Annotated in this window: 27 protein-coding genes; 16 read left to right on the forward strand and 11 right to left on the reverse strand. The window is 59.0% G+C overall.

The features are described from left to right. The first annotated feature begins 339 nt into the window (after nt 1–339). From MKR05_RS01595 to spy, 6 genes are all read left to right on the forward strand, one after another. Entirely contained in the window at nt 340–1,560 is a 1,221-nt protein-coding gene (locus tag MKR05_RS01595) for an aspartate aminotransferase family protein (protein ID WP_023289294.1), read from the forward strand. Then, nucleotides 1,557–2,591, forward strand: coding sequence for an arginine N-succinyltransferase (astA, locus tag MKR05_RS01600; RefSeq protein ID WP_023289295.1), 1,035 nt, complete (start codon nt 1,557–1,559; stop codon nt 2,589–2,591). Before MKR05_RS01595 ends, astA begins: the two co-directional genes overlap by 4 nt. Beyond that, nucleotides 2,588–4,066, forward strand: a complete 1,479-nt coding sequence (astD, locus tag MKR05_RS01605) for a succinylglutamate-semialdehyde dehydrogenase (RefSeq protein WP_072413020.1) — start codon at nt 2,588–2,590, stop codon at nt 4,064–4,066. The genes astA and astD overlap by 4 nt, the downstream gene beginning before the upstream one ends. Beyond that, on the forward strand, nt 4,063–5,388 hold the full coding sequence (gene astB / locus MKR05_RS01610) for an N-succinylarginine dihydrolase (protein WP_238875510.1): 1,326 nt from the start codon (nt 4,063–4,065) through the stop codon (nt 5,386–5,388). Before astD ends, astB begins: the two co-directional genes overlap by 4 nt. A gap of 9 nt (nt 5,389–5,397) precedes the next feature. Continuing rightward, nucleotides 5,398–6,363, forward strand: coding sequence for a succinylglutamate desuccinylase (astE, locus tag MKR05_RS01615; protein WP_023289298.1), 966 nt, complete (start codon nt 5,398–5,400; stop codon nt 6,361–6,363). A 343-nt stretch (nt 6,364–6,706) separates the two neighbouring features. Further along, nucleotides 6,707–7,192 carry an ATP-independent periplasmic protein-refolding chaperone Spy gene (gene spy, locus MKR05_RS01620; protein ID WP_072096650.1) on the forward strand — a complete coding sequence of 162 codons (486 nt, stop codon included), beginning with the start codon at nt 6,707–6,709 and terminating at the stop codon, nt 7,190–7,192. Between the two features lie 87 nt (nt 7,193–7,279). Here the strand turns inward: spy and cho are convergent, their stop codons facing one another. Then, on the reverse strand, nt 7,280–8,143 hold the full coding sequence (gene cho / locus MKR05_RS01625) for an excinuclease Cho (RefSeq protein ID WP_023289300.1): 864 nt from the start codon (nt 8,141–8,143) through the stop codon (nt 7,280–7,282). Nucleotides 8,144–8,242: 99 nt separating this feature from the next. Then, nucleotides 8,243–9,070 carry an ammonia-dependent NAD(+) synthetase gene (nadE, locus tag MKR05_RS01630; RefSeq protein ID WP_023289301.1) on the reverse strand — a complete coding sequence of 276 codons (828 nt, stop codon included), beginning with the start codon at nt 9,068–9,070 and terminating at the stop codon, nt 8,243–8,245. Nucleotides 9,071–9,352: 282 nt separating this feature from the next. Between nadE and osmE the strand changes: the two genes are divergently transcribed. From osmE to chbG, 8 genes are all read left to right on the forward strand, one after another. After that, nucleotides 9,353–9,691, forward strand: a complete 339-nt coding sequence (osmE, locus tag MKR05_RS01635; protein WP_023289302.1) for an osmotically-inducible lipoprotein OsmE — start codon at nt 9,353–9,355, stop codon at nt 9,689–9,691. A gap of 278 nt (nt 9,692–9,969) precedes the next feature. Continuing rightward, entirely contained in the window at nt 9,970–10,290 is a 321-nt protein-coding gene (gene chbB, locus MKR05_RS01640) for a PTS N,N'-diacetylchitobiose transporter subunit IIB (RefSeq protein WP_002901547.1), read from the forward strand. A gap of 19 nt (nt 10,291–10,309) precedes the next feature. Further along, nucleotides 10,310–10,426, forward strand: coding sequence for a hypothetical protein (locus tag MKR05_RS01645; RefSeq protein ID WP_032429133.1), 117 nt, complete (start codon nt 10,310–10,312; stop codon nt 10,424–10,426). 11 nt (nt 10,427–10,437) lie between these two features. Further along, entirely contained in the window at nt 10,438–11,796 is a 1,359-nt protein-coding gene (gene chbC, locus MKR05_RS01650; protein ID WP_004203823.1) for a PTS N,N'-diacetylchitobiose transporter subunit IIC, read from the forward strand. Nucleotides 11,797–11,849: 53 nt separating this feature from the next. Continuing rightward, the gene (gene chbA, locus MKR05_RS01655) at nt 11,850–12,197 is read left to right on the forward strand and encodes a PTS N,N'-diacetylchitobiose transporter subunit IIA (RefSeq protein WP_023289303.1); all 348 of its coding nucleotides are present in this window, start codon (nt 11,850–11,852) and stop codon (nt 12,195–12,197) included. 27 nt (nt 12,198–12,224) lie between these two features. Continuing rightward, on the forward strand, nt 12,225–13,049 hold the full coding sequence (gene chbR / locus MKR05_RS01660) for a transcriptional regulator ChbR (protein ID WP_004203825.1): 825 nt from the start codon (nt 12,225–12,227) through the stop codon (nt 13,047–13,049). Between the two features lie 110 nt (nt 13,050–13,159). Beyond that, nucleotides 13,160–14,506: a 6-phospho-beta-glucosidase gene (locus MKR05_RS01665; RefSeq protein ID WP_044522424.1), complete on the forward strand. Its 1,347-nt coding sequence runs from the start codon at nt 13,160–13,162 to the stop codon at nt 14,504–14,506. Nucleotides 14,507–14,518: 12 nt separating this feature from the next. Continuing rightward, the gene (gene chbG / locus MKR05_RS01670) at nt 14,519–15,277 is read left to right on the forward strand and encodes a chitin disaccharide deacetylase (protein WP_032452530.1); all 759 of its coding nucleotides are present in this window, start codon (nt 14,519–14,521) and stop codon (nt 15,275–15,277) included. Nucleotides 15,278–15,333: 56 nt separating this feature from the next. Here chbG and katE read toward each other — a convergent pair whose 3' ends face one another. Further along, nucleotides 15,334–17,592 carry a catalase HPII gene (katE, locus tag MKR05_RS01675; RefSeq protein ID WP_124074144.1) on the reverse strand — a complete coding sequence of 753 codons (2,259 nt, stop codon included), beginning with the start codon at nt 17,590–17,592 and terminating at the stop codon, nt 15,334–15,336. Nucleotides 17,593–17,782: 190 nt separating this feature from the next. Between katE and cedA the strand changes: the two genes are divergently transcribed. Beyond that, complete coding sequence (gene cedA / locus MKR05_RS01680; RefSeq protein ID WP_008807754.1) at nt 17,783–18,037, forward strand: cell division activator CedA; 255 nt, start codon at nt 17,783–17,785, stop codon at nt 18,035–18,037. Nucleotides 18,038–18,094: 57 nt separating this feature from the next. On the opposite strand, the gene MKR05_RS01685 is transcribed toward cedA, so the two are convergent. The 4 genes from MKR05_RS01685 to hxpB all read right to left on the reverse strand — a co-directional run bounded on the left by MKR05_RS01685 (nt 18,095) and on the right by hxpB (nt 21,883). Beyond that, entirely contained in the window at nt 18,095–19,486 is a 1,392-nt protein-coding gene (locus MKR05_RS01685; protein WP_023289308.1) for an L-cystine transporter, read from the reverse strand. A gap of 135 nt (nt 19,487–19,621) precedes the next feature. Then, entirely contained in the window at nt 19,622–20,212 is a 591-nt protein-coding gene (locus MKR05_RS01690; RefSeq protein WP_023289309.1) for a metal-dependent hydrolase, read from the reverse strand. 91 nt (nt 20,213–20,303) lie between these two features. Continuing rightward, on the reverse strand, nt 20,304–21,065 hold the full coding sequence (gene kduD, locus MKR05_RS01695; protein ID WP_238875534.1) for a 2-dehydro-3-deoxy-D-gluconate 5-dehydrogenase KduD: 762 nt from the start codon (nt 21,063–21,065) through the stop codon (nt 20,304–20,306). 149 nt (nt 21,066–21,214) lie between these two features. After that, nucleotides 21,215–21,883, reverse strand: coding sequence for a hexitol phosphatase HxpB (hxpB, locus tag MKR05_RS01700; RefSeq protein ID WP_017898668.1), 669 nt, complete (start codon nt 21,881–21,883; stop codon nt 21,215–21,217). 188 nt (nt 21,884–22,071) lie between these two features. Between hxpB and MKR05_RS01705 the strand changes: the two genes are divergently transcribed. Beyond that, the gene (locus MKR05_RS01705) at nt 22,072–22,608 is read left to right on the forward strand and encodes a YniB family protein (protein ID WP_023283571.1); all 537 of its coding nucleotides are present in this window, start codon (nt 22,072–22,074) and stop codon (nt 22,606–22,608) included. A gap of 29 nt (nt 22,609–22,637) precedes the next feature. Here MKR05_RS01705 and yciA read toward each other — a convergent pair whose 3' ends face one another. From yciA to MKR05_RS01725, 4 genes are all read right to left on the reverse strand, one after another. Continuing rightward, nucleotides 22,638–23,036 carry an acyl-CoA thioester hydrolase YciA gene (yciA, locus tag MKR05_RS01710; protein ID WP_002901629.1) on the reverse strand — a complete coding sequence of 133 codons (399 nt, stop codon included), beginning with the start codon at nt 23,034–23,036 and terminating at the stop codon, nt 22,638–22,640. 107 nt (nt 23,037–23,143) lie between these two features. Beyond that, nucleotides 23,144–23,683: a septation protein A gene (locus MKR05_RS01715; protein ID WP_004203842.1), complete on the reverse strand. Its 540-nt coding sequence runs from the start codon at nt 23,681–23,683 to the stop codon at nt 23,144–23,146. Nucleotides 23,684–23,737: 54 nt separating this feature from the next. Beyond that, complete coding sequence (locus MKR05_RS01720; RefSeq protein WP_023289311.1) at nt 23,738–24,481, reverse strand: YciC family protein; 744 nt, start codon at nt 24,479–24,481, stop codon at nt 23,738–23,740. 25 nt (nt 24,482–24,506) lie between these two features. Beyond that, a complete protein-coding gene (locus tag MKR05_RS01725) occupies nt 24,507–24,920 on the reverse strand; it encodes a YkgJ family cysteine cluster protein (RefSeq protein ID WP_238875506.1) in 414 nt (137 codons plus the stop codon). Nucleotides 24,921–25,179: the final 259 nt, after the last annotated feature.

Genomic DNA, 25,179 nt, shown 5'->3' on the forward strand with positions numbered 1-25,179 from the left:
GAGCGTGCCGTGGGTGCCCCTTTTGCGGGCACGCCGCGCCAAAAAAGGGCAAATAGCTACGATAAATTTCGCAGAAGATCACAATTACAGAATTATATCTTACCTTTGCATAACTTATCTTCTTTAATCACTGTTCATCCCCCTTTATCGGATACTTATTCACTAAGTATGCATTTTATGTGAATAGCGCCAGGTTGTAACTCATTGATATTGCGTTATCTCATCCGGTTTATGCATTTTTATCGCTGGCTGGCACGAACCGTGCAATCTACATTTACAGCGTAATAACTCATATTTATTAACATTATTGCTACTTTTAATTTACCGGAAGAGGTCGATATGTCTCAGTCAATTACGCGTAACCACTTTGATGAATGGATGATGCCGGTCTACGCGCCAGCGGCTTTTATTCCGGTACGGGGCGCCGGGTCGCGGCTGTGGGATCAGCAGGGCAAAGAGTATATCGATTTTGCCGGAGGCATCGCCGTGAACGCGCTGGGGCATGCGCATCCGCGGCTGGTGCAGGCCCTCACCGATCAGGCTGGCAAGTTCTGGCATACCGGCAATGGCTATACCAATGAGCCAATCCTGCGTCTGGCCAAAATGCTTATCGATGCCACCTTCGCCGACCGGGTCTTCTTCTGTAACTCCGGGGCCGAGGCCAATGAGGCGGCGCTCAAGCTGGCGCGTAAATATGCCCACGATCGCTTTGGCAGCGAGAAAAGCGGCATTGTCGCCTTCCAGAACGCCTTCCACGGGCGGACGCTGTTCACCGTTTCGGCAGGCGGTCAGCCGGCCTACTCCCGGGATTTTGCCCCGCTGCCGCCGCAGATCCAGCATGCGGTGTTTAACGATCTCGCGTCGGCAAAGGCCTTAATCAATGACCAAACCTGCGCGGTGATCGTCGAGCCGGTGCAGGGCGAAGGCGGCGTGGTGCCGGCCAGCGTCGAGTTTTTACGCGGCCTGCGCCAGCTTTGCGACCAGCACAACGCCCTGCTGATTTTCGATGAAGTGCAGACCGGGGTCGGGCGCACCGGCGAACTGTATGCCTATATGCACTACGGCGTGACCCCCGATGTGCTGACCACCGCCAAAGCGCTGGGCGGCGGCTTCCCCATCGGCGCGCTGCTGGCGACAGAGGCCTGCGCCAGCGTGATGACCGTCGGCACCCACGGCACCACCTACGGCGGTAACCCGCTGGCGGGGGCGGTGGCCGGCGAGCTGCTGTCGATCGTCAATACCCCGGAAGTGCTCTCCGGCGTCAGACAGCGCCATCAGTGGTTTTGCGAACGCCTGCAGGCGATCAACGCCCGCTATGGTCTGTTCAAGGAGATCCGCGGCCTGGGGCTGCTGATCGGCTGCGTGCTGAACGACGCCTGGGCCGGGAAGGCGAAAACCCTCAGCAACCTGGCGGCGGAAGAGGGCGTGATGATCCTGATCGCCGGCGCCAACGTGGTGCGTTTCGCGCCGGCGCTGAACGTCAGTGAAGAAGAGGTGAACAGCGGGCTGGATCGCGTTGAGCGGGCCTGCGCGCGATTCCTGGCGGGAGTTTCATCATGATGGTTATTCGACCGGTGGAGCCGGGCGATCTGCCCGGGCTGCTGAAGCTGGCGGCGGAGACCGGCGGCGGGCTGACCTCGCTGCCGGTGGATGAAGCCACCCTCGCGGCGCGGATCGCCCGCTCACAGCAAACCTGGCGCGGCGAGCTGCCGAAAAGCGAGCAGGGCTATGTCTTTGTGCTGGAAGAGAGCGAGAGCGGCGCAGTGGTGGGCATCTGCGCGATAGAGGTGGCGGTGGGGCTCAACGATCCCTGGTACAACTACCGGGTCGGCACCCAGGTCCATGCCTCGAAGGAGCTTAACGTCTATCAGGCGCTGCCGACGCTGTTTCTCAGTAACGACCACACCGGCAGCAGCGAGCTGTGTACCCTGTTCCTCGACCCGCAGTGGCGCAAAGAGGGCAATGGCTATCTGCTGTCGAAATCGCGCTTCTTATTTATGGCCGCCTTTCGCGAGCGCTTTAATGAGAAGGTGGTTGCCGAGATGCGCGGGGTGATTGACGAGCACGGCTATTCCCCGTTCTGGGAGAGCCTGGGCAAACGCTTTTTCGCCATGGAGTTTTCCCGCGCCGACTACCTGTGCGGCACCGGACAGAAGGCTTTCATTGCCGCCCTGATGCCCAAGCACCCGCTATATATCGATTTCCTCACCCCCGAGGCGCAGGCGGTGATCGGCAAGGTCCACCCGCAGACCGCCCCGGCCCGGACGGTGCTGGAGAAAGAGGGGTTCCGCTACCTGAACTACATCGATATTTTCGACGGCGGCCCGACCCTGGAGTGCGATATCGACCGGGTGCGGGCGATCCGCAAAAGCCGTCTGGTGACCACCGAGGCCGGCGAAACGCCGCCCGGCGACGGACCGCTGTGCCTGGTGGCGAACGAACAGTACCACCAGTTCCGCGCCCTGCTGGTGCATGCCGACCCGGATGGCGACACCCTGACCCTCAGCGCCCGCGAGCTGGATATGCTGAAGTGTCATGCCGGCGACCAGGTGCGCATGGTGCGCCTGATCCCTGAGGAGAAAACCGCATGAGTCTGTGGATTAACGGCGAGTGGCGGCCCGGCGATGGGCCGCGCTTCAGCAAACAGGATCCGGTCAACCTGAAGGTTGTCTGGCAGGGAGAGGCGGCGGACGCCGGGCAGGTCGCCGAGGCGGTGGCGGCAGCCCGCCAGGCGTTCCCTGCCTGGGCGCGGCTGCCGTTTGCCGACCGCCAGGTCATCGTCGAAAAGTTTGCCGCGCTGCTGGAGGCCAGCAAGGCGGAGCTGACGGCGATTATCGGCGCCGAGACCGGAAAGCCGCGCTGGGAGGCGGCCGGGGAAGTGACGGCGATGATCAACAAGGTGGCGATCTCGGTGAAGGCGTACCACACCCGCACCGGCGAACAGCACAGCGATCTGCCCGATGGCGCCGCGACGCTGCGTCACCGGCCGCATGGCGTGCTGGCGGTCTTTGGCCCCTATAACTTTCCCGGCCATCTGCCGAACGGGCATATCGTGCCAGCGCTGCTGGCGGGCAATACCGTGGTGTTTAAACCCAGCGAACTCACCCCGCACAGTGGCGAAGCGGTGGTGAAGCTGTGGGAGCAGGCCGGCCTGCCCGCCGGGGTGCTCAACCTGCTGCAGGGCGGTCGGGAAACCGGCGAGGCGCTCAGCGGCCAGGCGGATATCGACGGGCTGCTGTTTACCGGCAGCTCGACCACCGGTTTTCATCTGCATCGCCAGCTGGCCGGACAGCCTCAGAAGATCCTCGCGCTGGAGATGGGCGGCAATAACCCGCTGATCGTCGACGATCCGTGGGACGTCGATGCCGCGGTGCATTTGACCATCCAGTCCGCCTTTATTACCGCCGGCCAGCGCTGCACCTGCGCCCGGCGTCTGCTGGTCCGGCGCGGAGAGGCGGGAGATGCTTTCCTCTCCAGGCTCGTGACGGTGAGCCAACGGCTGATCCCCGCGGCGTGGGACGCCGAGCCGCAGCCGTTTCTCGGCGGGCTTATCTCTGAACAGGCCGCGCAGAAAGTGCATCAGGCCTGGCTGCAGCGGGTCGCGGCAGGCGCAGCCACCCTACTGGAGCCGCGCTTATTGCAGGCCGGGACGTCGCTGCTGACGCCGGGGATTGTCGACATGAGCGACGTGGCCCAGGTCGAGGATGAAGAGGTGTTCGGCCCGCTGCTTGGCGTCTGGCGCTACGACACTTTCGAGGAGGCGATTGCCCAGGCCAATGCCACCCGCTTCGGGCTCTCCTGCGGGTTAATCTCCCCGGAACGGGAGAAGTTCGATCGGCTGCTGCTCGAGGCGCGGGCCGGGATAGTCAACTGGAACAAACCGCTGACCGGGGCGGCGAGTACCGCGCCGTTCGGCGGCAGCGGGGCCTCTGGCAATCATCGCCCCGGGGCCTGGTATGCCGCCGATTATTGCGCCTGGCCGATGGCCAGTCTCGAATCGCCGACCCTGACGCTGCCCGCCAGTCTCAATCCGGGGCTCGACTTTCGGGCCGGGGAGGCGTCATGACCGCCCGCGAAGTCAACTTTGACGGTCTGCCCGGACTGACCCATCACTACGCCGGGCTCTCCTTTGGCAATGAGGCCTCCACCCGGCACCGCTTTCGGGTGTCGAACCCGCAGCTGGCGGCAAAGCAGGGGCTAAAAAAAATGAAAGCCCTCGCCGACGCCGGCTATCCGCAGGCGGTGATCCCCCCTCAGGAGCGGCCCAACGTGCCGCTCCTGCGTCAGCTGGGCTTTAGCGGCAGCGATGAACAGGTGGTGGCTCGCGCGGCTCAGCAGGATCCGGATCTGCTGTCGGCGGTGAGTTCGGCCTCGGCGATGTGGGTGGCCAACGCCGCGACGGTCTGTCCCTCCGCCGATTCGCTGGATGGCCTGGTACACCTGACGGTGGCGAATCTGCAGGATAAATTCCACCGCGCCAGCGAAGCCCCCACCACCGGGGCGTTACTGCAGGCGATCTTCCCGGACCGCACGCGATTTGCCATCCATCCGGCGCTGCCTGCCTCGGCATGGTTTGGCGACGAAGGGGCGGCGAACCATAACCGTCTCGGCGGGGAATATGGCGCCCCCGGCGTTCAGCTCTTTGTCTATGGCCGCCGCCGGGGAAGCGAAGAGGCGCCGCGTCGCTATCCGGCGCGGCAAACCCTTGAGGCCAGCCAGGCGGTGGCGCGCCTTAATCGGGTCAATCCCCGTCAGCTGATCTTCGCCCGCCAGCATCCGGCGGCGATCGACATGGGGGTTTTTCATAACGATGTCATCGCGGTGAGCAATCGTCAGGTCCTGTTCTGCCATGAGCAGGCCTTTGCCGACCAGAACGCGGTTTTGCAGCAGCTGGCGCAGCAGGTGCCGGGCTTCACCCCGCTGGTGGTTCCCGCCAGCCGGGTCACGGTGGAAGAGGCGGTTGCCACCTATCTGTTCAACAGCCAACTGTTGAGCCGGGCGGACGGCAGCATGGCGCTGATCCTGCCCCAGGAAGCCCAGGCGCATCCGGGCGTGTGGAACTATCTCAATGAGCTGCTGGCCGGGGATAACCCCATCGCCGCGCTGCAGGTTTTTGATCTGCGCGAGAGTATGGCCAACGGCGGCGGTCCGGCGTGCCTGCGTCTGCGGGTAGTGTTGACGGCCGAGGAGTATCAGACGGTCAATCCGCACGTCCTGATGAACGATACGCTGTTTGCCACCCTCAATGATTGGGTGGATCGCTACTATCGCGATCGTCTCACCCAGGCCGACCTCGCCGACCCCCAGCTGCTGCGGGAAGGGCGCGACGCGCTGGATCGGTTGACCCAGATCCTGCAGCTCGGTTCGGTTTATCCATTTCAGCAATAAGGGGGCGCGGTGGAACACTTTCTGGCATTAACCCTGGCGGGACGTTTGCCCCATCACTTTCACGGCGAGACGGCCCATTTCCGCTGGCACTGGCTTGGGGAGGGGATCCTTGAGCTGACGCCGCATGCGCGCTGCGAGCGCGGGCTGGTGCTCTCCTGCGCCATCCATGGCAACGAAACGGCGCCGGTGGAGATTGTCGACCGGCTGGTGCAGCGGCTGGTTCGGGAGGAACTCCCCCTGCGCTGGCGGCTGCTGGTGATCGTCGGTAACCCGCCGGCGCTGCGGGCGAATAAACGCTATCTGCACAGCGATATGAACCGGATGTTTGGCGAGCGCTGGCGGCAATTCCCGGCCAGCGAGGAGACGCAGCGGGCGCAGCGGCTGGAGCAAGCGGTGGGCCGCTTCTATCGCGACCACGATGGTCCGCGCTGGCACCTCGATCTGCATACCGCGATCCGCGGGTCGCTGCATCCGCGCTTCGGGGTGCTCCCGGCCCGCGATACGCCCTGGGAGGAGGATTTTCTTCACTGGCTGGGCGGCGCCGGGCTGGAGGCGTTGGTGTTTCATCGCCAGCCAGGCGGGACCTTCACCCACTTCAGCTGCGAGCGGTTCGCGGCGCTGGCCTGCACCCTTGAGCTGGGCAAAGCGCTGCCGTTGGGGGAAAACGATCTGACGCAGTTTGCCGCCGCCGAGGGGGCTATCTCCCGGCTGTTGGTGGGGGATCTGGCCATTGCCGACGCCCCGGCGCCGTTGCGCTACCGGGTGGTGCAGCAGATCACCCGCCATAGCGACGATTTCCGTCTGCATATGGCGGATCGGACGCTGAACTTCACCCCCTTCGCCCCAGGCACGCTGCTGGCGGAGGAGGGGGAGATGCGGTATGTGGTGGGGGCAGAGCCGGAGTATGTTCTGTTTCCCAATCCGGCGGTGGCCAGGGGGCTGCGCGCTGGCCTGATGCTGGAAAAATTACCCTGAGGGCAAGCCGTCCGCCGGGCGGCCTGCTTAATTTCGCGCGTCGTTTTACATCTTCTTATTTTTTCGTGCGCCAGCGTAAATTTGCAGATTATTCCTGGTAAAATGCTTTGTTTTTAATCTCTCCTCCTTTATACTCTCCATAATTTCTCTGCAAAACAGTAGGTTATTTATTTTTTATTGCAATTCCTCGTTCAAATTCCTTATTTTCTCCATAATTGGTGAGAAACTGTTTTTTACACTTTCATTGTTTTACTCTTGCTCTGACTAATTGACGATTAACGTCGTAAAGTTAATCTCGTCAACACGGCAACGCGCCGTAAGAATAACGTAAAGTAAGGATTGAATGATGAAGAAACTCACTGCACTGTTTGTTGCCTCTACTCTGGCTCTGGGCGCGGCTAACCTGGCTCACGCCGCCGATACCACCACCGCGCCGAGCGACAGCAAGCCGATGATGATGCATCATAAAGGCGGCCCGGGTCAGCATGACATGATGTTTAAAGGCCTCAACCTAACCGATGCGCAGAAGCAGCAGATCCGCGACATCATGAAGAGCCAGCGCGAAAATATGAAGCGTCCGTCCCTTGACGAACGCCGCGCGATGCACGAGCTGATCGCCAGCGATACCTTCGACAAGGCGAAAGCGGAAGCGCAGATCGATAAGATGGAGGCGCAGCATAAAGCGATGGCGCTGTCCCGCCTGGAAACGCAGAACAAGATCTACAACATTCTGACCCCAGAGCAGAAAAAACAGTTCAATGCCAATTTTGAGAAGCATCTGACAGAACGCAACGCGCCGGCAGGTAAAATGCCTGCACCCGCTGAATAATGTAGCGTACTGAATCAAGACCGCCGGTCTTGCCCAATAATGCCATCAGGCGTTGGGCAGGGCCGGCGGTTTTTTCTTTCTGGCTTTTCAGCTAAGCGGGTGCAGCGGGTAGTTGCCGCTGAGCAGAGGCTTACAGAGAATTTTGTAACCATCCTGGTCGAATCCGGCGGGCAGGCGAGTGAGCTCAGCGGCCTGGTCGAGCGAGTCGACGGCCCCCAGCCACAGCCAGTTATGAATGACATGATACTGCGTCATATCAGGGCCGCGCTCCTCCAGCGCCACCGGTCCTGCCCAAGGCCAGCACACCAGCTGCAGCTTGCTCATCTGCGCCAGCAGACGCTGGCGGTGCGCCTCCACGCTCTCCTTTCCACAGCAGGCGCCGGCGCAGCGGCCCAGCGCGGATCGAAAGCAGGCGCGACCGCGGCTGAGCGGCTCCAGACCGAGCAGGCCATAACAGAGGCGCTGTTCGTCAGCGAGGCTCTGCAGCATCTGCAGCGCCGCCCGCCGGTTGGCGAACAGACCATAGAGATGCTGCTGATGAGAGAAATCAACCTCGCGGGCATAGACAATCTGCGGCCGGTCGTCCGCAAGCAGCCAGGCGCAGAGTTGCTTGTTACGCCGTAGCCGCTTGTTAAACAGCGGCTGCTGCTCTTTAATTAACCGCGCCTCCAGCAGCAGCGCCCCCAGCTCGCCAGCGGTGCGCTGCCAGGTAATACGCCGGGACTGACGCAGCATCGCGGCCTCTTCAGGCGTGCGCAGGTGGGAGAGCACCCGGCTGCGCAGGTTAACGCTCTTGCCGATATAGAGCGGCATCGTGTCGCTGTCGCCGTGAAACTGATAGACGCCCGGCAGCTTCGGCAGCGCCTCCAGCCACGGGCGAAGGTGTTCGGGATATTCATAGATCGCCGCCGCCTCAAACTCCAGACGCGGGGCAGATTGCTTTCTGGCCACAATAACTCCTGATACTGTCTATCTATCCAGTATAGCAGGCGGTTTTTGCGGCGAAAAGCGCAAAAAATAACCCCGGCGCGGGCCGGGGCGGGGGAGGGACTATTTTTTCCAGAAATCGTCAAAGACGGTGATGGGCGGCCGACGCTTGTGTTCGGTTTTCAGATACCAGCCTTCGATCGTTTTGGCGATGCTGGGGTCCAGCGTTTTGCCTTCCAGATAGTCGTCGATATTCTCATAGGTGACCCCCAGCGCCACTTCATCCGGCAGGGAGGGGCGATCGTCTTCCAGATCGGCGGTCGGCAGCTTCTTATACAGATGTTCCGGGCAGCCGAGATGGGCCAGCAGCTGTTTGCCCTGACGTTTGTTCAGGCGGAAGATCGGGTTGATGTCGGTGCCGCCGTCGCCATATTTAGTGAAGAAGCCGGTAATCGCTTCCGCCGCATGGTCGGTGCCGACCACCACCCCTTTGGTCATCCCGGCGATGCTGTACTGGGCTTTCATGCGCTCACGGGCTTTTTCGTTGCCGCGAACGAAGTCGCTCAGTTCGATCCCCGCTTCGCGCAGGGCCTGTTCGCTTGCCAGCACCGAGGCTTTGATATTCACCGTCAACACGCGGTCAGGCTGAATAAAGGCGATGGCATCCTGGCAGTCCTGCTCATCCGCCTGCACGCCGTAGGGTAAACGGACGGCGATAAACTGCAGGCTGCTGTCGCCAGTTTCGGCGCGCAGTTCATTGATCGCCATCTGGCACAGTTTCCCCGTCAGGGTCGAGTCCTGGCCGCCGCTGATACCCAGCACCAGCGATTTAATAAAAGGGTAAGTCTGCAGATAGGATTTCAGGAAATCGACGCTGCGGCGGATCTCGCCTGCGGCATCAATCTGCGGCTTCGCGCCCAGCGCCTGAATAATCTCTTGTTGTAGCGTCATCGCGCCCTCCGAAAGTGAATCTGTTTGGCAACCTGTTGGCTTAAAGCTACCTCTTTGCCGCTGAAACGACAAGGACCGGGGTTTTGACTGCCGGAAAAGAAGGCAATCAATGACATAGGATTTCATTATAGATGCCCGCGCGCAGGAGAAAGCGCCGGTCGTCGGCGGAGCGTCAATCCTGTTTACGCAATAACACAATCAGACATGATTTCGCTGTTCGGCTTGAAAAATAACACTATTTATTCCAGGCTTATCGTTACACAGTGGAAGAGAGGAACCAAAATGAACAAAAGCTTAGCAGGAATACTGGGCGTCACCGTCGCGTTAACCTTACTCGCGGGCTGTACCGCTTACGATCGTACCAAAGACCAGTTTACCCAGCCGGTGGTGAAAGATGTGAAGAAAGGAATGTCGCGTGAGCAGGTGATGCAGATCGCTGGCAAACCTTCAACGGAAGTGACGATGGTCCATGCCCGCGGCACCTGCCAGACCTATATCCTCGGTCAACGAGATGGTAAAGTGGAGACCTACTTTGTGGCCCTCGACGAAACGGGGCACGTGATGAACTCCGGCTACCAGACCTGCGCTGAGTATGATACGGATCCGCGCAACGCTAAGTAAGCGCCCTACTGTTGACTGAGTTGTACGTAAGCCCGACCACTGGTCGGGCTTTTTTGTGAGTCCTGATGCTTATTTAATTGCGCGAATTATTTGGATGAAAATGTGAGGGTAGTCAAAACCGGAGGTCAATGAGAGACAATTCTGTTCAACAGGGAATTATCACGACGGCTCAGGTTGCCGTATACTCAACCCATAAACAGAATTAACCTGATGTTACCAGTCTTACCGGCTCTCAGCGGTTACTGAAGGCCCTGGTCTCACACATTGAGGAAGCGTTCATGGAAAAGAAACACATTTATCTGTTCTGCTCGGCAGGCATGTCCACGTCACTGCTGGTCTCCAAAATGCGGGCGCAGGCGGAAAAATACGAAGTCCCGGTCATTATTGAAGCCTATCCTGAGACTCTCGCGGGTGAAAAGGGACCGGAAGCCGACGTTGTATTATTAGGGCCACAAATTGCGTATATGTTACCGGAAATTCAGCGCCTGCTGCCGAATAAACCGGTAGAAGTCATCGATTCTCTTCTGTATGGCAAGGTGGATGGTTTAGGGGTATTGAAAGCCGCCGTCGCGGCCATTAAGAAAGCTGCAGCACAATAATTTTAAATTTTAAAACTCGATATATTTTGACGCCTGGCGGCATCCCGTTGCCGGACGTCAAAGAATAAAGAGTTTATTTTCCCGTCAAAGAGTAATTTCATACATCATCGCCGTAATAGTTTATTGCGGCTTTTAAGGGTATTGACTATGAGTAAAGTGATCGACTCGCTTGAAAAGGTACTCCTTCCTTTTGCAGTGAAAATAGGAAAGCAGCCGCATATTAATGCGATTAAAAATGGATTCATTAAATTAATGCCGTTGACCCTCGCCGGGGCCATGTTTGTATTAATTAACAACGTTTTTCTGAGCTTCGGCGAAGGCTCTTTCTTTTATTCCATGGGCATTCGCCTGGATGCCTCCACCATTGAAACCTTAAACGGTTTTAAGGCTATCGGCGGTAACGTCTATAACGGCACCCTCGGCATTATGTCGCTGATGGCGCCATTCTTTATTGGCTCCGCGCTGGCGGAAGAGCGCAAAGTCGACCCGATGGCCGCAGGCCTGTTGGCGGTCGCGGCCTTCATGACCGTGACCCCGTATAGCGTGGGCGAAGCCTATGCCGTCGGCGCCAACTGGCTGGGCGGGCAGAACATCATCTCCGGCATGATTATCGGTCTGGTCGTCGCGGAGCTGTTCACCTTCGTGATCCGTCGCAACTGGGTGATCAGACTGCCGGACAGCGTGCCGGGGTCGGTATCGCGCTCTTTCTCCGCGCTGATCCCTGGCTTCTTGATCCTCTCCATCTTCGGCATTATCTCGTGGGCCCTGTCGAGCTACGGCAGCAACTTCCACCAGATCATCATGGACTCCATCTCTACGCCGCTGGCGGCGATGGGCAGCGTGGTCGGCTGGGCATACGTCATCTTTAACTCCCTGCTGTGGTTCTTCGGGGTGCACGGTTCGCTGGCGCTGACCGCGCTGGATAACGGCATCATGACGCCGTGGGCGCTGGAAAACATCGCGCTGTACAACCAGTACGGATCGGTTGATGCGGCGATCGAAGCGGGTAAACAGTTCCACTTCTGGGCCAAGCCGATGCTCGACTCCTACATCCTGCTGGGGGGTTCCGGGGCGACGCTGGGTCTGATCATCGCCATCTTTATCGCTTCCCGTCGCGCTGACCATCGTCAGGTTGCGAAGCTGGCGCTGCCGTCAGGCATCTTCCAGATTAACGAACCGATTCTGTTTGGCCTGCCGATCATCATGAACCCGGTCATGTTCATCCCGTTCGTGCTGGTCCAGCCGATTCTGGCGGCCATTACTCTCGCGGCCTACAGCCTGGGGATTATCCCACCGGTGACCAACCTGGCGCCGTGGACCATGCCAACTGGCCTGGGGGCGTTCTTCAACAGTAACGGCAGCGTCGCCGCTCTGCTGGTCGCCCTGTTCAACCTTGGCGTCTCCACCCTGGTCTACCTGCCGTTTGTGGTGCTGTCGAATAAAGCGCAGACCGTCATCGAGCAGGAAGAGAGCGAAGAAGACATCGCCAACGCACTGAAATTCTGATACCGCGCGGTACGGGCAGCGTCCCGTACCGCCTGAGAAATGAGGGAAATATTATGTTTGATCTGGACAACATCGACGCGGTAGAGACCCCGGAAAACGACCTCGAAGAGGTGGTGATGGGGCTGATTATCAACTCCGGACAAGCCCGTAGCCTGGCCTATGCCGCGCTAAAACAGGCCAAGCAGGGGGATTTTGCCGCGGCGAAATCGATGATGGAGCAGTCGCGTCAGGCGCTGAGCGAGGCGCATCGCGTGCAGACCCAGCTTATCGAAAGCGACGAGGGCGAAGGGAAAATGAAGGTCAGCCTGGTGCTGGTGCATGCTCAGGATCACCTGATGACCTCCATGCTGGCCCGCGAGCTGGTTGCGGAATTGATTGAGCTGCACGAGAAGGTACAATAGGCCATCACGACGATGAGGCAGCCCAGGATGATGACCACCGAGATCAGTACCGCCAGAGAACAGCAGTTGTTCAACGGGAAGAACTTTCATGTGGTCATCTATAACAAAACGGAAAGCGTGAGCGGGCTCCACCAGCATGATTACTACGAATTTACCGTCGTATTAACCGGGCGCTATTACCAGGAGATCAATGGCAAACGGGTGTTGCTGGAGCGCGGGGATTTTGTCTTTATCCCGATGGGCTCGCACCACCAGAGCTTCTACGAATTTGGTGCGACGCGCATCCTTAACGTCGGCATCAGCAGGCGCTTCTTTGAGAAACACTATCTGCCGCTGCTGCCGTTTGGCCTGGTGGCGTCGCAGGTCTACGCCGTGCAGAGCGCTTTTCTCGGCTATATTGAGTCGGTCATCGCCTCACTCAATTTTCGCGAAACGGAATTTGACGAATTTATCGAGCTGGTCTCCTTTTATGTCATTAACCGTTTACGTCACTATCGCGAAGAGCCGGTTGCAGACGTCGTCCCACAATGGTTAAAAAATACCGTTGAGGCCATGCACGATAAACTGGAGTTTGGCGAGAGCGCCCTCGAGAATATGGTTCGGCTATCGGGCAAAACGCAGGAATATTTAACCCGGGCGACCCAGCGCTATTATGGTAAAACGCCGATGCAGATAATTAACGATATCCGTATCAACTTTGCCAAAAAGCAGCTGGAAATTACCAACTATTCGGTGACGGATATTGCCTATGAGTCAGGGTACAGCAGCCCGAGCCTGTTTATTAAAACCTTTAAAAAGCTGACCTCGTTTACGCCGAGCAGTTATCGCAAACATTTGACCAGTATTAATTAAACCCGCGCGGTATTAGCCGCCCGGCTTACACCGTAACTAATTTAAGTTAACTGTCCGCATTTATGCGGAGAGCGGCCTGCGCCCAGGCGCAGCGCCTAAGGGAGAAAAAAATGAGCCAGAAATTAAAAGTCGTCACCATTGGCGGCGGTAGCAGCTATACCCCGGAATTACTGGAAGGTTTTCTGAAACGTTATCATGAACTGCCGGTGACAGAGCTGTGGCTGGTGGATGTGGAAGAGGGCCAGGAGAAGCTCGATATTATCCATGCGCTGTGCGAGCGGATGGTGGAAAAAGCCGGCGTGCCGATGAAGGTTTATAAAACGCTGAACCGCCGCGAGGCGCTGCAGGGCGCGGATTTCGTTACCACCCAGCTGCGGGTGGGCCAGCTGAAGGCGCGTGAAAAAGATGAGCGCATCCCGCTGAGCCACGGCTATCTTGGCCAGGAGACCAACGGAGCGGGCGGGCTGTTTAAAGGGCTGCGTACCATCCCGGTGATTTTCGACATCGTGAAAGATGTGCAGGAGATCTGCCCGGACGCATGGATCATTAACTTCACCAACCCGGCGGGCATGGTCACCGAGGCGGTCTATCGCCACACCAGTTTCAAACGCTTTATCGGCGTGTGCAACATTCCCATCGGCATGAAGATGTTCATCACCGACGTGCTGCAGCTCAGCCCGAGCGATGAGCTGAACATCGACCTGTTCGGTCTGAACCACCTGGTGTTCGTCCGCGACGTGCTGGTTAACGGCGTCTCGCGCTTCGATGAACTGCTGGACGGCGTTGCCTCCGGCCGCCTGACCGCGAACTCGGTAAAAAATATCTTCGACCTGCCGTTTAGCGAGGGGCTGATCCGCTCCCTGCGCCTGATCCCATGCTCCTATCTGCTCTATTACTTTAAGCCAAAAGAGATGCTGGCGATTGAGATGGGCGAGTACTATAAGGGCGGCGCGCGCGCCCAGGTGGTGCAGAAGGTGGAGAAGCAGCTGTTCGAGCTGTATAAAAATCCGGATCTCAAGGTCAAGCCGAAGGAGCTGGAGCAGCGCGGCGGCGCCTATTACTCCGATGCCGCTTGCGAAGTGATCAACGCTATCTATAACGACAAGCAGACTGAGCACTATGTGAATATCCCGCATCATGGCCATATCGATAATATCCCGGCGGACTGGGCGGTCGAGATGAGCTGCACCTTAGGTCGCGATGGCGCGAAGCCGACGCCGCGCATCACCCATTTCGACGAGAAGGTGCTGGGGCTTATCTACACCATCAAAGGGTTTGAAGTGGCGGCCAGCCAGGCGGCGATCAGCGGCGAGCTGAACGACGTGCTGCTGGCGCTGAACCTAAGCCCGCTGATCCATTCCGATCGTGACGCCGAGCAGCTGGCGCGGGAGATGATTCTGGCTCATGAAAAATGGCTGCCGAACTTTGCGGCGACGATCGAAAAACTGAAAGCGTAACGGGAGCGGCAAATGGAACGCGTATTGATCGTCAACGCCGACGACTTCGGCCTCAGTAAAGGGCAGAACTACGGCATTATCGAAGCCTGCCGCAACGGCGTGGTGACATCGACTACGGCGCTGGTCAACGGCGCGGCTATTGACCACGCCGCCCAGCTGAGCCGCAGTACGCCGGAGCTGGCGGTCGGGATGCACTTTGTGCTGACGCTGGGCGAACCGCTGTCGGCCATGCCGGGGTTAACCCGCGACGGCCGGCTGGGCAAATGGATCTGGCAGCAGGCGGAAGAAGATACCCTGCCGCTGGAGGAGATTGCCCATGAGCTGGCGTGTCAGTACCGTCGTTTTATCGATCTCTTCGGCCATGAGCCGACGCATCTCGACAGCCATCACCATGTGCATATGATCGCCCCGATCTATCCCATCGTCGCCGCTTTTGCCCGCGACAAGGGCATCGCGTTGCGCATCGATCGCCAGGTGGCGGCGCAGAGCGGTCTCGATCAGCAGGCGGCGCGCAGCAGCGCAGGCTTCAGCAGCGAGTTTTATGGGGAAGCCGTCTCTGAGGCGCTGTTCCTGCAGACGCTGGACGCCTCAATCGCCCGCGAGGAGCGCTCCCTGGAGGTGATGTGTCATCCGGCCTTTGTCGACCAGACCATCATGGGCAGCGCCTACTGCTACCCGCGGCTGGGCGAGCTTGATGTGCTGACCTCTGCCTCGCTGAAAGCGGCGGTGGCCGACCGGGGTTATCGCCTGGGAACCTACCGCGACGTGTAAGCCCGACGGGGGAAAGGAAAGTGAGTCAAGCCCGGCACACCGTGCCGGGCTTTTTGCTACGCCGGAATAGCGGCGATTTTCGGGCTTCTCGACCACACCCGGTGGGCCGTCATCAGCGCGAGCAGTTTATCTGCCGCCGGGGTGTCGAGAGCATCGCTAACGATGACGCCCTCTTCGCCCTGGGCCGGGACCTGGAGAACCGACGTTAACTGCCGCGCATCGCCTGCCAGCAGGATCGGCTTCAGGTGCTTATAGGCCTCCAGCAGGTAGTAGCGCGCATCGCCGCTCTGGCTAAGGGCGCTGAGGTCGCCGCCGGGCACCACCACGGCATCCACCGTCAGCGATGGGGAACCGGCGAAGGTGCCGGCGATCGGCACGGGAGAACCATCGTCGGCGATGACCTCGCCCATCCGCGAATAGAGCAGTTTACTGTGCACGCCCTGGGCCTGTAGCGCCTGCAGGAGATGGACCAGGTCCTGCGCCGAGGTACGCTCATTGAGCAGCACCGCCACCACGCGACCTTTCACATCCCCTTCGGCGTCCGCATAGAGGCTGAGGGTGGGATCTTTCTCCACGCCGTTGACCGGGGAGGGCAGAGTGAGGCTGCGCTGCTCATCGCTCAGTTCAATACCTAAATTCGCCCCGACCGCTTCCGCCAGCCGGGTATCGATATGGGCCAGGTGATCGACCACCCGCTCGCGGATCCAGGTGCGGACCACTTTGCTGAGCTCGAAGCTGAAGCCATCGATAATATGCTGCTGCTCAATCGGCGTCTGGCTCAGCCAGAACAGACGCGGCTGGGCGTAATATTCGCCGAATGAAGGGCTGCGCTGGCGGATCTTCTCACCGTCGACGCGCTCGGCAAGGGACTCGAAACCGCCGCGTTTGGCGGCTGGCGGCGTCTCGCGCGGCCAGTTGTCGTTGATCGAGTTGGGTTCGTAGTTGGCCGGGTTGGTGTCAATCTCCATCCGGTGCATACCGTCGCGCTGGAAGTTGTGGTACGGGCATGTTGGCCGGTTGATCGGGATTTCATGGAAATTCGGTCCGCCGAGGCGGCTAATCTGCGTATCGGTGTAGGAAAAGAGACGCCCCTGCAGCAGCGGATCGTTGCTGAAATCGATGCCCGGTACGATATGCCCGGGATGGAAGGCCGCCTGTTCGTTCTCGGCAAAGAAGTTGTCCGGGTTGCGGTTGAGGACCATTTTGCCGACCCGTTGCACCGGCACCAGCGCCTCAGGGATCAGCTTGGTGGGATCTAACAGGTCGAAGTCAAAATCAAATTCGTTCTCCTCGGGGATCAGCTGCAGCCCGAGCTCAAATTCCGGGTAGTCCCCGGCTTCAATGGCCTCCCACAGATCGCGGCGATGAAAATCGGGGTCACGGCCGGTCAGCTTCTGCGCTTCATCCCACACCAGCGACGCCTTGCCGGCGACCGGTTTCCAGTGGAAGCGAACAAAGGTGGCTTTGCCCTCGGCATTGATCAGGCGGAAGGTGTGGATCCCGAAGCCTTCCATGGTGCGATAGCTGCGCGGGATGCCGCGATCGGACATCGCCCACATCACGTTGTGCAGCGTTTCCGGCTGCAGGGAAACGTAGTCCCAGAAGGTGTCGTGAGCGCTTTGTCCCTGGGGGATGGCCCAGTGGGGCTCAGGCTTCACGGCGTGGACAAAGTCGGGAAACTTCAGCGCGTCCTGAATGAAGAAGACCGGGGTGTTGTTGCCGACGAGGTCAAAAATCCCCTCGTCGGTGTAAAACTTGGTGGCGAAGCCGCGAATATCGCGAACGGTGTCCGCCGACCCCGCGCCGCCCTGCACGGTGGAGAAGCGCACAAAGACCGGGGTGATTTTATCGGCTGCCGAGAGAAAATCGGCTTTGGTCAACGCTGTCAGGCTTTTGTAGGGCTGGAAGTAACCGTGGGCCGCTGAGCCGCGGGCATGTACGATACGCTCCGGAATTCGCTCATGGTCGAAGTGGGTGATCTTCTCCCGCAGAATGAAATCTTCCAGCAGCGTTGGGCCGCGGGCGCCGGCGCGCAGCGAGTTCTGATCGTCGGCAATGCGCACGCCCTGGTTGGTGGTCAGCGGATAGTCTTCTCCGCCTTTGCGCTGCGGCTCCAGGGCGTCAAGTTTGCTGCTGTGGGTATCAGGCGCTTTCAGGCTGCCAGGGGCGGTCGGTTCAGCGCCAGGGGCGGTGGGTTTCGGCGTGGGGCGCCACTCCCGGTCATCCGGCGCCAGCGAGTCGAGACCCGGCTGCGCTTCCTCGCTGCCGTGAACCGGTGCCTGCTGGTGGTGCGGGTTTGGGTGCTTATCAGACATTGCTCGTCTCCTGCTTTCATTGCTAAAAGTGGTCGTTGATAAACCAAAACCCTTCTAACTATAGAACATTACGCTGGCTGCGCCCGGCGAGGGGGCAGGGAGTTATCCTAAAATGCGCATCGGCGGCAGGGGGGCGACGAACGGGGCCACGATCGGCTATGATAGAGGTTTCTGTTTCCCGCTTTGCTTAGTGAATCCATTTGTTATGAAACCATTGCGCCAACAAAATCGCCCTGTCATTAGCTACGTGCCGCGCGTGGAGCCTGCGCCCCCGGAACATGCCGTGAAAATGGACCATTTTCGCGATGTCTGGATTTTGCGCGGGAAGTATGTCGCCTTTCTGCTGATGGGGGAGCATTTCCGCCGTTCACCGGCGTTCAGCGTGCCGGAGTCGGCGCAGCGCTGGGCTAACCAGGTGCGTCAGGAAGGTGAGATTGAAGCCTGAATCTGCTGCAGAAATAAAAAAAACCGCTGATTATCAGCGGTTTTTTGTGCTTACCGTTTAGCGATGCGCCAGTTCGGCCTCTTCTTCGCTATCGAAAATCGACTTGTCGGTCTGGCGCAGCCACTGGCTGGTCAGCGTCCCGGCGGTCATGGAGCCGTTAACGTTCAGCGCGGTACGCCCCATATCGATCAGGGGTTCGACGGAGATCAGCAGCGCCACGAGGGTCACCGGCAGGCCCATCGCCGGCAGGACGATCAGCGCGGCGAAGGTGGCCCCGCCGCCCACCCCGGCGACGCCCGCCGAGCTGACGGTGACGATGCCCACAAGGGTGGCAATCCACATCGGATCCAGCGGGTTGATGCCTACGGTCGGTGCGACCATCACCGCCAGCATGGCCGGGTAGATACCGGCGCAGCCGTTCTGACCAATGGTGGCGCCAAAGGAGGCGGAGAAGCTGGCAATCGACTCCGGTACGCCGAGACGACGGGTCTGCGCTTCCACGTTCAGTGGAATGGAGGCGGCGCTGGAGCGGCTGGTGAAGGCGAAGGTGATCACCGGCCAGACTTTACGGAAGTACTTCAGCGGGCTGATGCCGTTAATCGCCAGCAGCAGGCCGTGAACGACAAACATGATGCCCAGCGCGATGTACGAGGCCACCACGAAGCCGCCAAGCTTGATGATATCCTGTAGATTCGACCCGGCAACCACTTTGGTCATCAGCGCCAGCACGCCGTAAGGGGTCAGCTGCATCACCAGACGAACCAGCTTCATCACCCAGCCCTGCAGGGTATCGATGGCGGTCAGTACGCGCTGGCCTTTTTCCACATCCTCTTTCAGCAGCTTCAGGGCTGCGACGCCGAGGAAGGCCGAGAAAATGACGATGCTGATGATCGAGGTCGGGTTAGCCCCGGTGAGGTCAGCAAACGGGTTCTTCGGCACGAAGGAGAGGATCAGCTGCGGGACGCTGAGATCGGCCACTTTACCCACATAGTTGCTCTGAATGGCGTTCAGACGGGCGGTCTCCGCGCTGCCCTGGACCAGCCCCTCGGCGGTGAGGCCGAACATGTTGGTCACCAGCACGCCAACCAGGGCGGCGATCAGGGTGGTGAACAGCAGAGTACCGATGCTCAGGAAACTGATTTTCCCCAGCTGCGAGGCATTGTGCAGGCGGGCCACGGCGCTAAGGATTGACGCGAAGACCAGCGGCATAACGATCATTTGCAGCAGCTGGACATAACCGTTGCCGACGATATTGAACCACTGGATGGAGTCTTTCAGCACCTGGCTGTCAGACCCATAGATCAGCTGTAGCGCCAGACCGAAGATCACGCCAATCGCCAGGCCGACCAGGACCTTCCTGGCCAGGCTCCACTGTTTATGGCGAGTTTGCCCCAGCGCAAACAGCAATACGGCGAACACGACTACGTTCGCTATTAATGGAAAGTTCATCCCCGTTCTCCTGATATTTTTATAACCTGGGCTGGTGGATAACCAGCTCTTATGACCGCAAGGTTAGCAGAAGGCGTTATCAAGGACTTATATTCAAATGGAATGGGTTATAACCAAATGGCGTTTTCTGCCGGTTTATCGCCCACTCTGGTGACTTATGAAGCGATTGAAGGTGATCTGCAGGGAATTAATCACCCCGGAAGACCAGCGTATCGCGCTGTTGTCCGCCAGCGTCTGCGGCATCCAGACGGCATAGACGAACAGCGCCATGCATAAGGCGCGCTCCAGCTGGTTGCCTTTGCGCGGCGCAAGGATCGGCAGCCGGAAGCGCCAGCGACACGGCCATAGCAGCGGCACTCCGGCGGGGGTGAGCATATCGGCGAGAATGTGGCTGAGATAGCCCAGCACCAGGCCCTGGAGGGCGTCCGCCGGGACAATCCAGCTGTCAGGCACCTTGAGGTAGAATAGCGTCAGCGCGCCAAACACCGCCAGCAGGCTGTGGGTGAAGCCGCGGTGGCCAAAGGCCCGCGCCACGGGCCTGGAGATCCAGCTCAGCCGCTGGCCAAGAAACGACTTTGGGTGATCGATGTCAGGCAGCAGGCAGGTCAAGACCGCGGAGGGCACAATATGCCACCAGTCGCCCTGCGCCAGCACCGGCGTTAACTCTGCGTTTTTGGCAAATACTGCGCAGGCGATTGAAAAGAAGAGATGGCCTTCCGCCGTCATGATAACACACCCTAAACTGTCGATTCATACAGTATAGGGTTTTTATACAGTGCACGGAAGAGGTGACGGTGTAACTCTTTGTCACAAATTCTCAGCGCGCCAGCCATCCGCCGTCGACGGCCAGGGTATAGCCATGAATATAGTCGGCGGCGGACGAGGCGAGAAACACCGCCGGCCCCTGCAGGTCACCCGGCACCCCCCAGCGACCGGCGGGGATACGCTCAAGGATTGCCTGGTTACGCTCTTCATCTTCGCGCAGCGCCTGGGTGTTATTAGTGGCCATATACCCGGGCGCAATGGCGTTGACGTTGATACCCTGACCAGCCCATTCGTTGGCCAGCAGGCGGGTCAGGCCCAGCACGCCGCTTTTCGAGGCGGTATAAGAGGGGACGCGGATCCCGCCCTGAAACGAGAGCATCGAGGCGATGTTAATAATTTTCCCGCCTTCACCCTGGCGAATGAACTGCCTGGCGACCGCCTGGCAGAGGAAGAAAACCGCTTTCAAATTCAGATCGATGACCGCGTCCCAGTCGCTTTCCGTGAAGGTCAGGGCGTCATGGCGGCGGATAATCCCGGCGTTGTTAACCAGAATATCGACCCGGCCCATCGCTGCTACCGCCTGGTCGACCAGAACGGTCATATCATCATGATGGCTGAGATCCGCCTGAATGGCATGAAAGCGGCGGCCCAGCGCCTCAACCTGCGCGGCCGTGTCGTGGGGAATTTTGCGGTTGATGCCGACGATATCGCATCCGGCCTGCGCCAGGCCCAGCGTCATTCCCTGTCCCAGGCCGGTATCGCAACCGGTCACGATGGCGACCTTACCCGTCAGGTCGAAGGCGTTCAGTACCATATTCACCTCTGCGTGCTGATCTTCAGGCGTACGATGACGCCACCTGTGCCCAGCATAGAGGCAGGAAAACAAAATTACAATTAAAATGAAACGCTGTTTTGATTTTATTGCCGGCGGCGTGACGGCGATCGCGTCAGCCGCCAGCGGCCTTACCCGAGCAGCGCCTCGACGGTCAGGGCCTGCAGTGACGGCAGCTTGACGTCCGCCAGCACAAAGCGCGGGTCGCGGCTGTTCTCCGCTTCCGGCACCACGATAGCGCGCATGCGTGCAGCTTTGCTGGCGATCATGCCGTTGACCGAGTCCTCCAGCGCGACGCAGCGCTGTGGGTCGACCCCGAGGGCGGCGGCGCAGTTGAGATACACCTGCGGGTGCGGTTTGCTCCAGGGCAGATGCTCCGCCGAGGCGAGGGCATCAAACTGATCGCGCAGCTCGAACATATTGAGCACTTTCTCCAGCATCACCAGCGGCGAGGCTGAGGCCAGCCCTACCTTCAACCCCTGGGCTTTACACAGGGCCACCGCCTCGCGCACCCCCGGCAGCAGCGGACGTGAGGCTTCCACCAGTTCGATGGCGCGACGGATAATGCGCGCGGTGGCTTCCGCGCGGTCCACGCCGCGCCACGGCTGCTGCGCGTACCACAGATCCACCACCAGGTCGATTCGCAGACCCAGCAGGTCGGGCAGTTCATCGCGGCGGCGGGTATCCACCCCCAGGCTCTCCATGACCTCGACCTCCGCCTGATCCCAAAGCGGCTCAGAGTCAATCAGCAACCCGTCCATATCAAAAATCGCAGCCTCAATGCGGCGCTTCGCTGACATATGTCCTTCTCCTGTTGCGTAATCAGATAAACGAATCGGCATTCATGGTATATCATACCGCGCGTTATTGGGCGAAATTCGCCGTGGAAGATAGACTTATACCCGACACATTCGGGTAAGCGAGGAGCGCCTGCGCCACGCCACGGGCGGCAGGCGAACCACTAACGCGTCTTTAACAAGGGGAACTCATGACGTACCAACAAGCTGGACGCATTGCGGTCATCAAACGTATTTTGGGATGGGTCATCTTTATTCCCGCCGTGCTGTCGACGCTGATTTCTGTCCTCAAATTTATGTATGAGCACAGTGAAAAGAAACCCGGCATTGACGCGGTAATGATGGATTTTGCGCACGTCATGATTGAGATGATGCGCTTTAACACGCCGTTCCTGAACTTTTTCTGGTACAACTCACCGCTGCCGGATTTCCACCACAGCCTGAACATCGGCTTCTGGATTATCTTCATTCTGGTGTTCGTCGGTATGGCGCTGCAGGCCTCCGGCGCGCGGATGGCGCGGCAGGCGAAATTTCTCCGCGAGGGGATTGAGGATCAGCTGATCCTCGAGCAGGCGAAAGGCGCGGAAGGGTTAACTCGCGAGCAGCTCGCCGAACGCATTGTGGTGCCGCGACATACGATCCTGGTGCAGTATTTCCCGCTGTACGTGCTGCCGGTGATCGTAATTGTCATCGGCTACTTCTTCTTCTCGCTGCTGGGCTTTCTCTAAGCCAGGTGCCCGGTTAGCCGGGCGCCATCTTATTCCGCCGGCAGAGGGCGTGGTTTACCCTGATTATCGACGGCAACGTAGATAAACAGCGCTTCCGTCGCCTTGTAGCGCTGGCCAATTGGTTCTGAAGAGACTTTTTTCACCCACACTTCGATGTTAATGGTCACCGAGGTATTGCCGCGCTTCACGCAGCGGGCATAGCAGCACACCACGTCGCCGACGGCCACCGGGCGTAAAAAGGTCATCCCATCCACGCGCACGGTCACCACGCGACCCTGGGCGATCTCTTTGGCCATAATGGCGCCGCCGATATCCATCTGCGACATCAGCCAGCCGCCAAAAATATCCCCGTTGGCATTTGTATCCGCCGGCATTGCCAGGGTGCGTAAAACCATTTCGCCCTTCGGGGCGAGATCTGTTGTTGTCATGCTCTACTCTGTTGTGGTCAAAGACGATCAGCGGGATGCTACTATGAAAACGGCGGAGAGAGAATAGGGGATAGCGCCCGCGGAGGCGGGCGCAGGCTGCCGGGGAATTAGTGGTGGTCGTCCTGCGGCATATGGCGGTAGATGTAGATCCCGCTCAGCAAGGTAAAGACCAGCGTGAGAGCGGTTAAACCGAAGACCTTAAAGTTAACCCAGATATTCTGCGGCAACCAGAAGGCGATATAGATATTAGCCAGCCCACAGAGGATAAAAAACGCCGCCCACGCCAGGTTTAGACGCGACCAGACCTGCTGCGGCAGGGTCAGCTCTTTACCCAGCATGCGCTGGATAAGCGGCTTTTTCATTACCCACTGGCTGAACAGCAGCGCGCCGGCGAACAGCGCATAGATCACCGTCACCTTCCATTTAATAAACTCATCATTGTGGAAGAAGAGCGTTAATCCGCCGAAGACGGCCACCAGCACGAAGGTGATCAGCGCCATTTTTTCGATTTTACGGTAGCGCACCCAGCTGTAGATCAGCACGATGGCGGTCGCCACAATCAGCGCCGTGGTAGCGGCGTAGATATCGTAAAGCTTGTAGAAGGCGAAGAAGACCACCAGCGGTAAAAAATCCAGAAACTGCTTCATACATCGATCCCGTCTGTCAGGACGGACCGGGAAATTCCCCGGTCCAGGTTAAAATTAGCTACGGATAAGCATATACACGCGGAATAAATAGATCAGCAACAGGGCGGAAATCAGGTTGCTGATGGTGTTGATGACCACCGCGCCGACGTTCGGCGTCAGCACGGCAAAGCTGGAAGCGAACAGCAGCAGCAGGGTTTTCGCCACCAGCCAGCCGATAATGGCCGGCGCCACCAGCCGCAAATTGGCCCAGGCCAGACGCATGCTGCTGCGCATGGCGCTGAGGATGCCCATTTTGTCCTGCACCAGCATGATCGGCGCAAAGGCCAGCACAATGGCCAACAGGACGCCGGGCACCAGCACTAACATCATCCCCATCTGCACCAGGAAGGTGGTGAAGAGGATCAACAGCAGCAGCTTCGGCAGCACCGGCGCCGAGGCGCCGATAGCGCGCAGAGCGCTGACGCGATGACCGGCAGAGACCAGCTGGATGAGCAGCAGGACGCCGCCGGCGAGGATCGCATTGCCCACCAGACCCGAGAAAGTCGATGCCGCCGAGGCGCGCAGCAGAACCTGCTGCTGCTCCGGCGTCATATTCTGCACCAGCTCGAACAGGCCTGCGCTACCGGCGAGGTTATCGCCTTCGCTGAGTATCGACAGCTGCTCGTCGCTGGGTGAAAAGGCATGGCCAAGTACTACCGTAATGAACGCGCACAACAGCGCAATCAGCAAAATGGTAATGAACTGATTACGAAAAAAATTCCCGGTGTCACGGTAGACGGACTTCGCCGTGATAGACATGCATTCTCCTTGAGTGTCGCAGGTGTTAACTAGCCGGCGATTGTACCGCAAATCGTTCCGTCGTAGCACTCTCTGCGCCGGTCAGGGCAGGTATATCTTTGTAAAGAGGCCGCAATGGCGGCAGGCCATAGCGCGCTCGCGCCCGGTTGCAGGCCTCGTTTTCCTCGCCATCTTCCCCGGACATGGCGAATTCGCGGCATGGCGAGGGACGGTTTTCATAGATAGTGCAGTGGACGGCGTCGCCGATCTCGCCCGATAGCGCCGCGCAGCGGCCCTGGCGTTGGTTGGTGCCGCTCATGCAGCGCAGGAAAGGGGTTAGCGGCTCGGTCAGCGCGGAGGGCACCAGGCCGCCCGCATCGTCGGCTTCCGCCCAGTAGAAAGAGACACGAAAATACGCACAACAGGCACCGCACGTCATGCACGGGTTGATTTCACTCATAATTACACCTGAAAAAAACGCATCAACACAGATTGTCGGCAGTTAACTTATCCAGCCGCCTCAGCGGCGGCAAGAGGGGCATAAATAATTTTTTTCGCGAAAAGTGAAAATTGATGTGCGAAGGATTCAGCGTATTGCGATCGGTATCAAAAATTAATCTGGATCAATAAATGTTAAATCTAAGGTTTTATTGTGATCTAAAACAGATCAAACGTAACTCGTTATAGGTATATTTGGCCGCGCTGAAAAACCATAATGA

Origin of the sequence: Klebsiella sp. K5-204, assembly GCF_030128585.1 — a bacterium.
GTDB classification, from domain to species: Bacteria; Pseudomonadota; Gammaproteobacteria; order Enterobacterales; family Enterobacteriaceae; genus Klebsiella; species Klebsiella quasipneumoniae.

What these genes read in the sequence shown, in the direction of transcription:
- MKR05_RS01595 (WP_023289294.1), top strand. Translation starts at nt 340, where the DNA reads ATGTCTCAGTCAATTACGCGTAACCACTTTGATGAATGGATGATGCCG.
- astA (WP_023289295.1), top strand. Translation starts at nt 1,557, where the DNA reads ATGATGGTTATTCGACCGGTGGAGCCGGGCGATCTGCCCGGGCTGCTG.
- astD (WP_072413020.1), top strand. Translation starts at nt 2,588, where the DNA reads ATGAGTCTGTGGATTAACGGCGAGTGGCGGCCCGGCGATGGGCCGCGC.
- astB (WP_238875510.1), top strand. Translation starts at nt 4,063, where the DNA reads ATGACCGCCCGCGAAGTCAACTTTGACGGTCTGCCCGGACTGACCCAT.
- spy (WP_072096650.1), top strand. Translation starts at nt 6,707, where the DNA reads ATGATGAAGAAACTCACTGCACTGTTTGTTGCCTCTACTCTGGCTCTG.
- nadE (WP_023289301.1), bottom strand. Translation starts at nt 9,070, where the DNA reads ATGACGCTACAACAAGAGATTATTCAGGCGCTGGGCGCGAAGCCGCAG.
- osmE (WP_023289302.1), top strand. Translation starts at nt 9,353, where the DNA reads ATGAACAAAAGCTTAGCAGGAATACTGGGCGTCACCGTCGCGTTAACC.
- chbB (WP_002901547.1), top strand. Translation starts at nt 9,970, where the DNA reads ATGGAAAAGAAACACATTTATCTGTTCTGCTCGGCAGGCATGTCCACG.
- chbC (WP_004203823.1), top strand. Translation starts at nt 10,438, where the DNA reads ATGAGTAAAGTGATCGACTCGCTTGAAAAGGTACTCCTTCCTTTTGCA.
- chbA (WP_023289303.1), top strand. Translation starts at nt 11,850, where the DNA reads ATGTTTGATCTGGACAACATCGACGCGGTAGAGACCCCGGAAAACGAC.
- chbR (WP_004203825.1), top strand. Translation starts at nt 12,225, where the DNA reads ATGATGACCACCGAGATCAGTACCGCCAGAGAACAGCAGTTGTTCAAC.
- MKR05_RS01665 (WP_044522424.1), top strand. Translation starts at nt 13,160, where the DNA reads ATGAGCCAGAAATTAAAAGTCGTCACCATTGGCGGCGGTAGCAGCTAT.
- chbG (WP_032452530.1), top strand. Translation starts at nt 14,519, where the DNA reads ATGGAACGCGTATTGATCGTCAACGCCGACGACTTCGGCCTCAGTAAA.
- katE (WP_124074144.1), bottom strand. Translation starts at nt 17,592, where the DNA reads ATGTCTGATAAGCACCCAAACCCGCACCACCAGCAGGCACCGGTTCAC.
- MKR05_RS01685 (WP_023289308.1), bottom strand. Translation starts at nt 19,486, where the DNA reads ATGAACTTTCCATTAATAGCGAACGTAGTCGTGTTCGCCGTATTGCTG.
- MKR05_RS01690 (WP_023289309.1), bottom strand. Translation starts at nt 20,212, where the DNA reads ATGACGGCGGAAGGCCATCTCTTCTTTTCAATCGCCTGCGCAGTATTT.
- kduD (WP_238875534.1), bottom strand. Translation starts at nt 21,065, where the DNA reads ATGGTACTGAACGCCTTCGACCTGACGGGTAAGGTCGCCATCGTGACC.
- hxpB (WP_017898668.1), bottom strand. Translation starts at nt 21,883, where the DNA reads ATGTCAGCGAAGCGCCGCATTGAGGCTGCGATTTTTGATATGGACGGG.
- MKR05_RS01705 (WP_023283571.1), top strand. Translation starts at nt 22,072, where the DNA reads ATGACGTACCAACAAGCTGGACGCATTGCGGTCATCAAACGTATTTTG.
- yciA (WP_002901629.1), bottom strand. Translation starts at nt 23,036, where the DNA reads ATGACAACAACAGATCTCGCCCCGAAGGGCGAAATGGTTTTACGCACC.
- MKR05_RS01715 (WP_004203842.1), bottom strand. Translation starts at nt 23,683, where the DNA reads ATGAAGCAGTTTCTGGATTTTTTACCGCTGGTGGTCTTCTTCGCCTTC.
- MKR05_RS01720 (WP_023289311.1), bottom strand. Translation starts at nt 24,481, where the DNA reads ATGTCTATCACGGCGAAGTCCGTCTACCGTGACACCGGGAATTTTTTT.
- MKR05_RS01725 (WP_238875506.1), bottom strand. Translation starts at nt 24,920, where the DNA reads ATGAGTGAAATCAACCCGTGCATGACGTGCGGTGCCTGTTGTGCGTAT.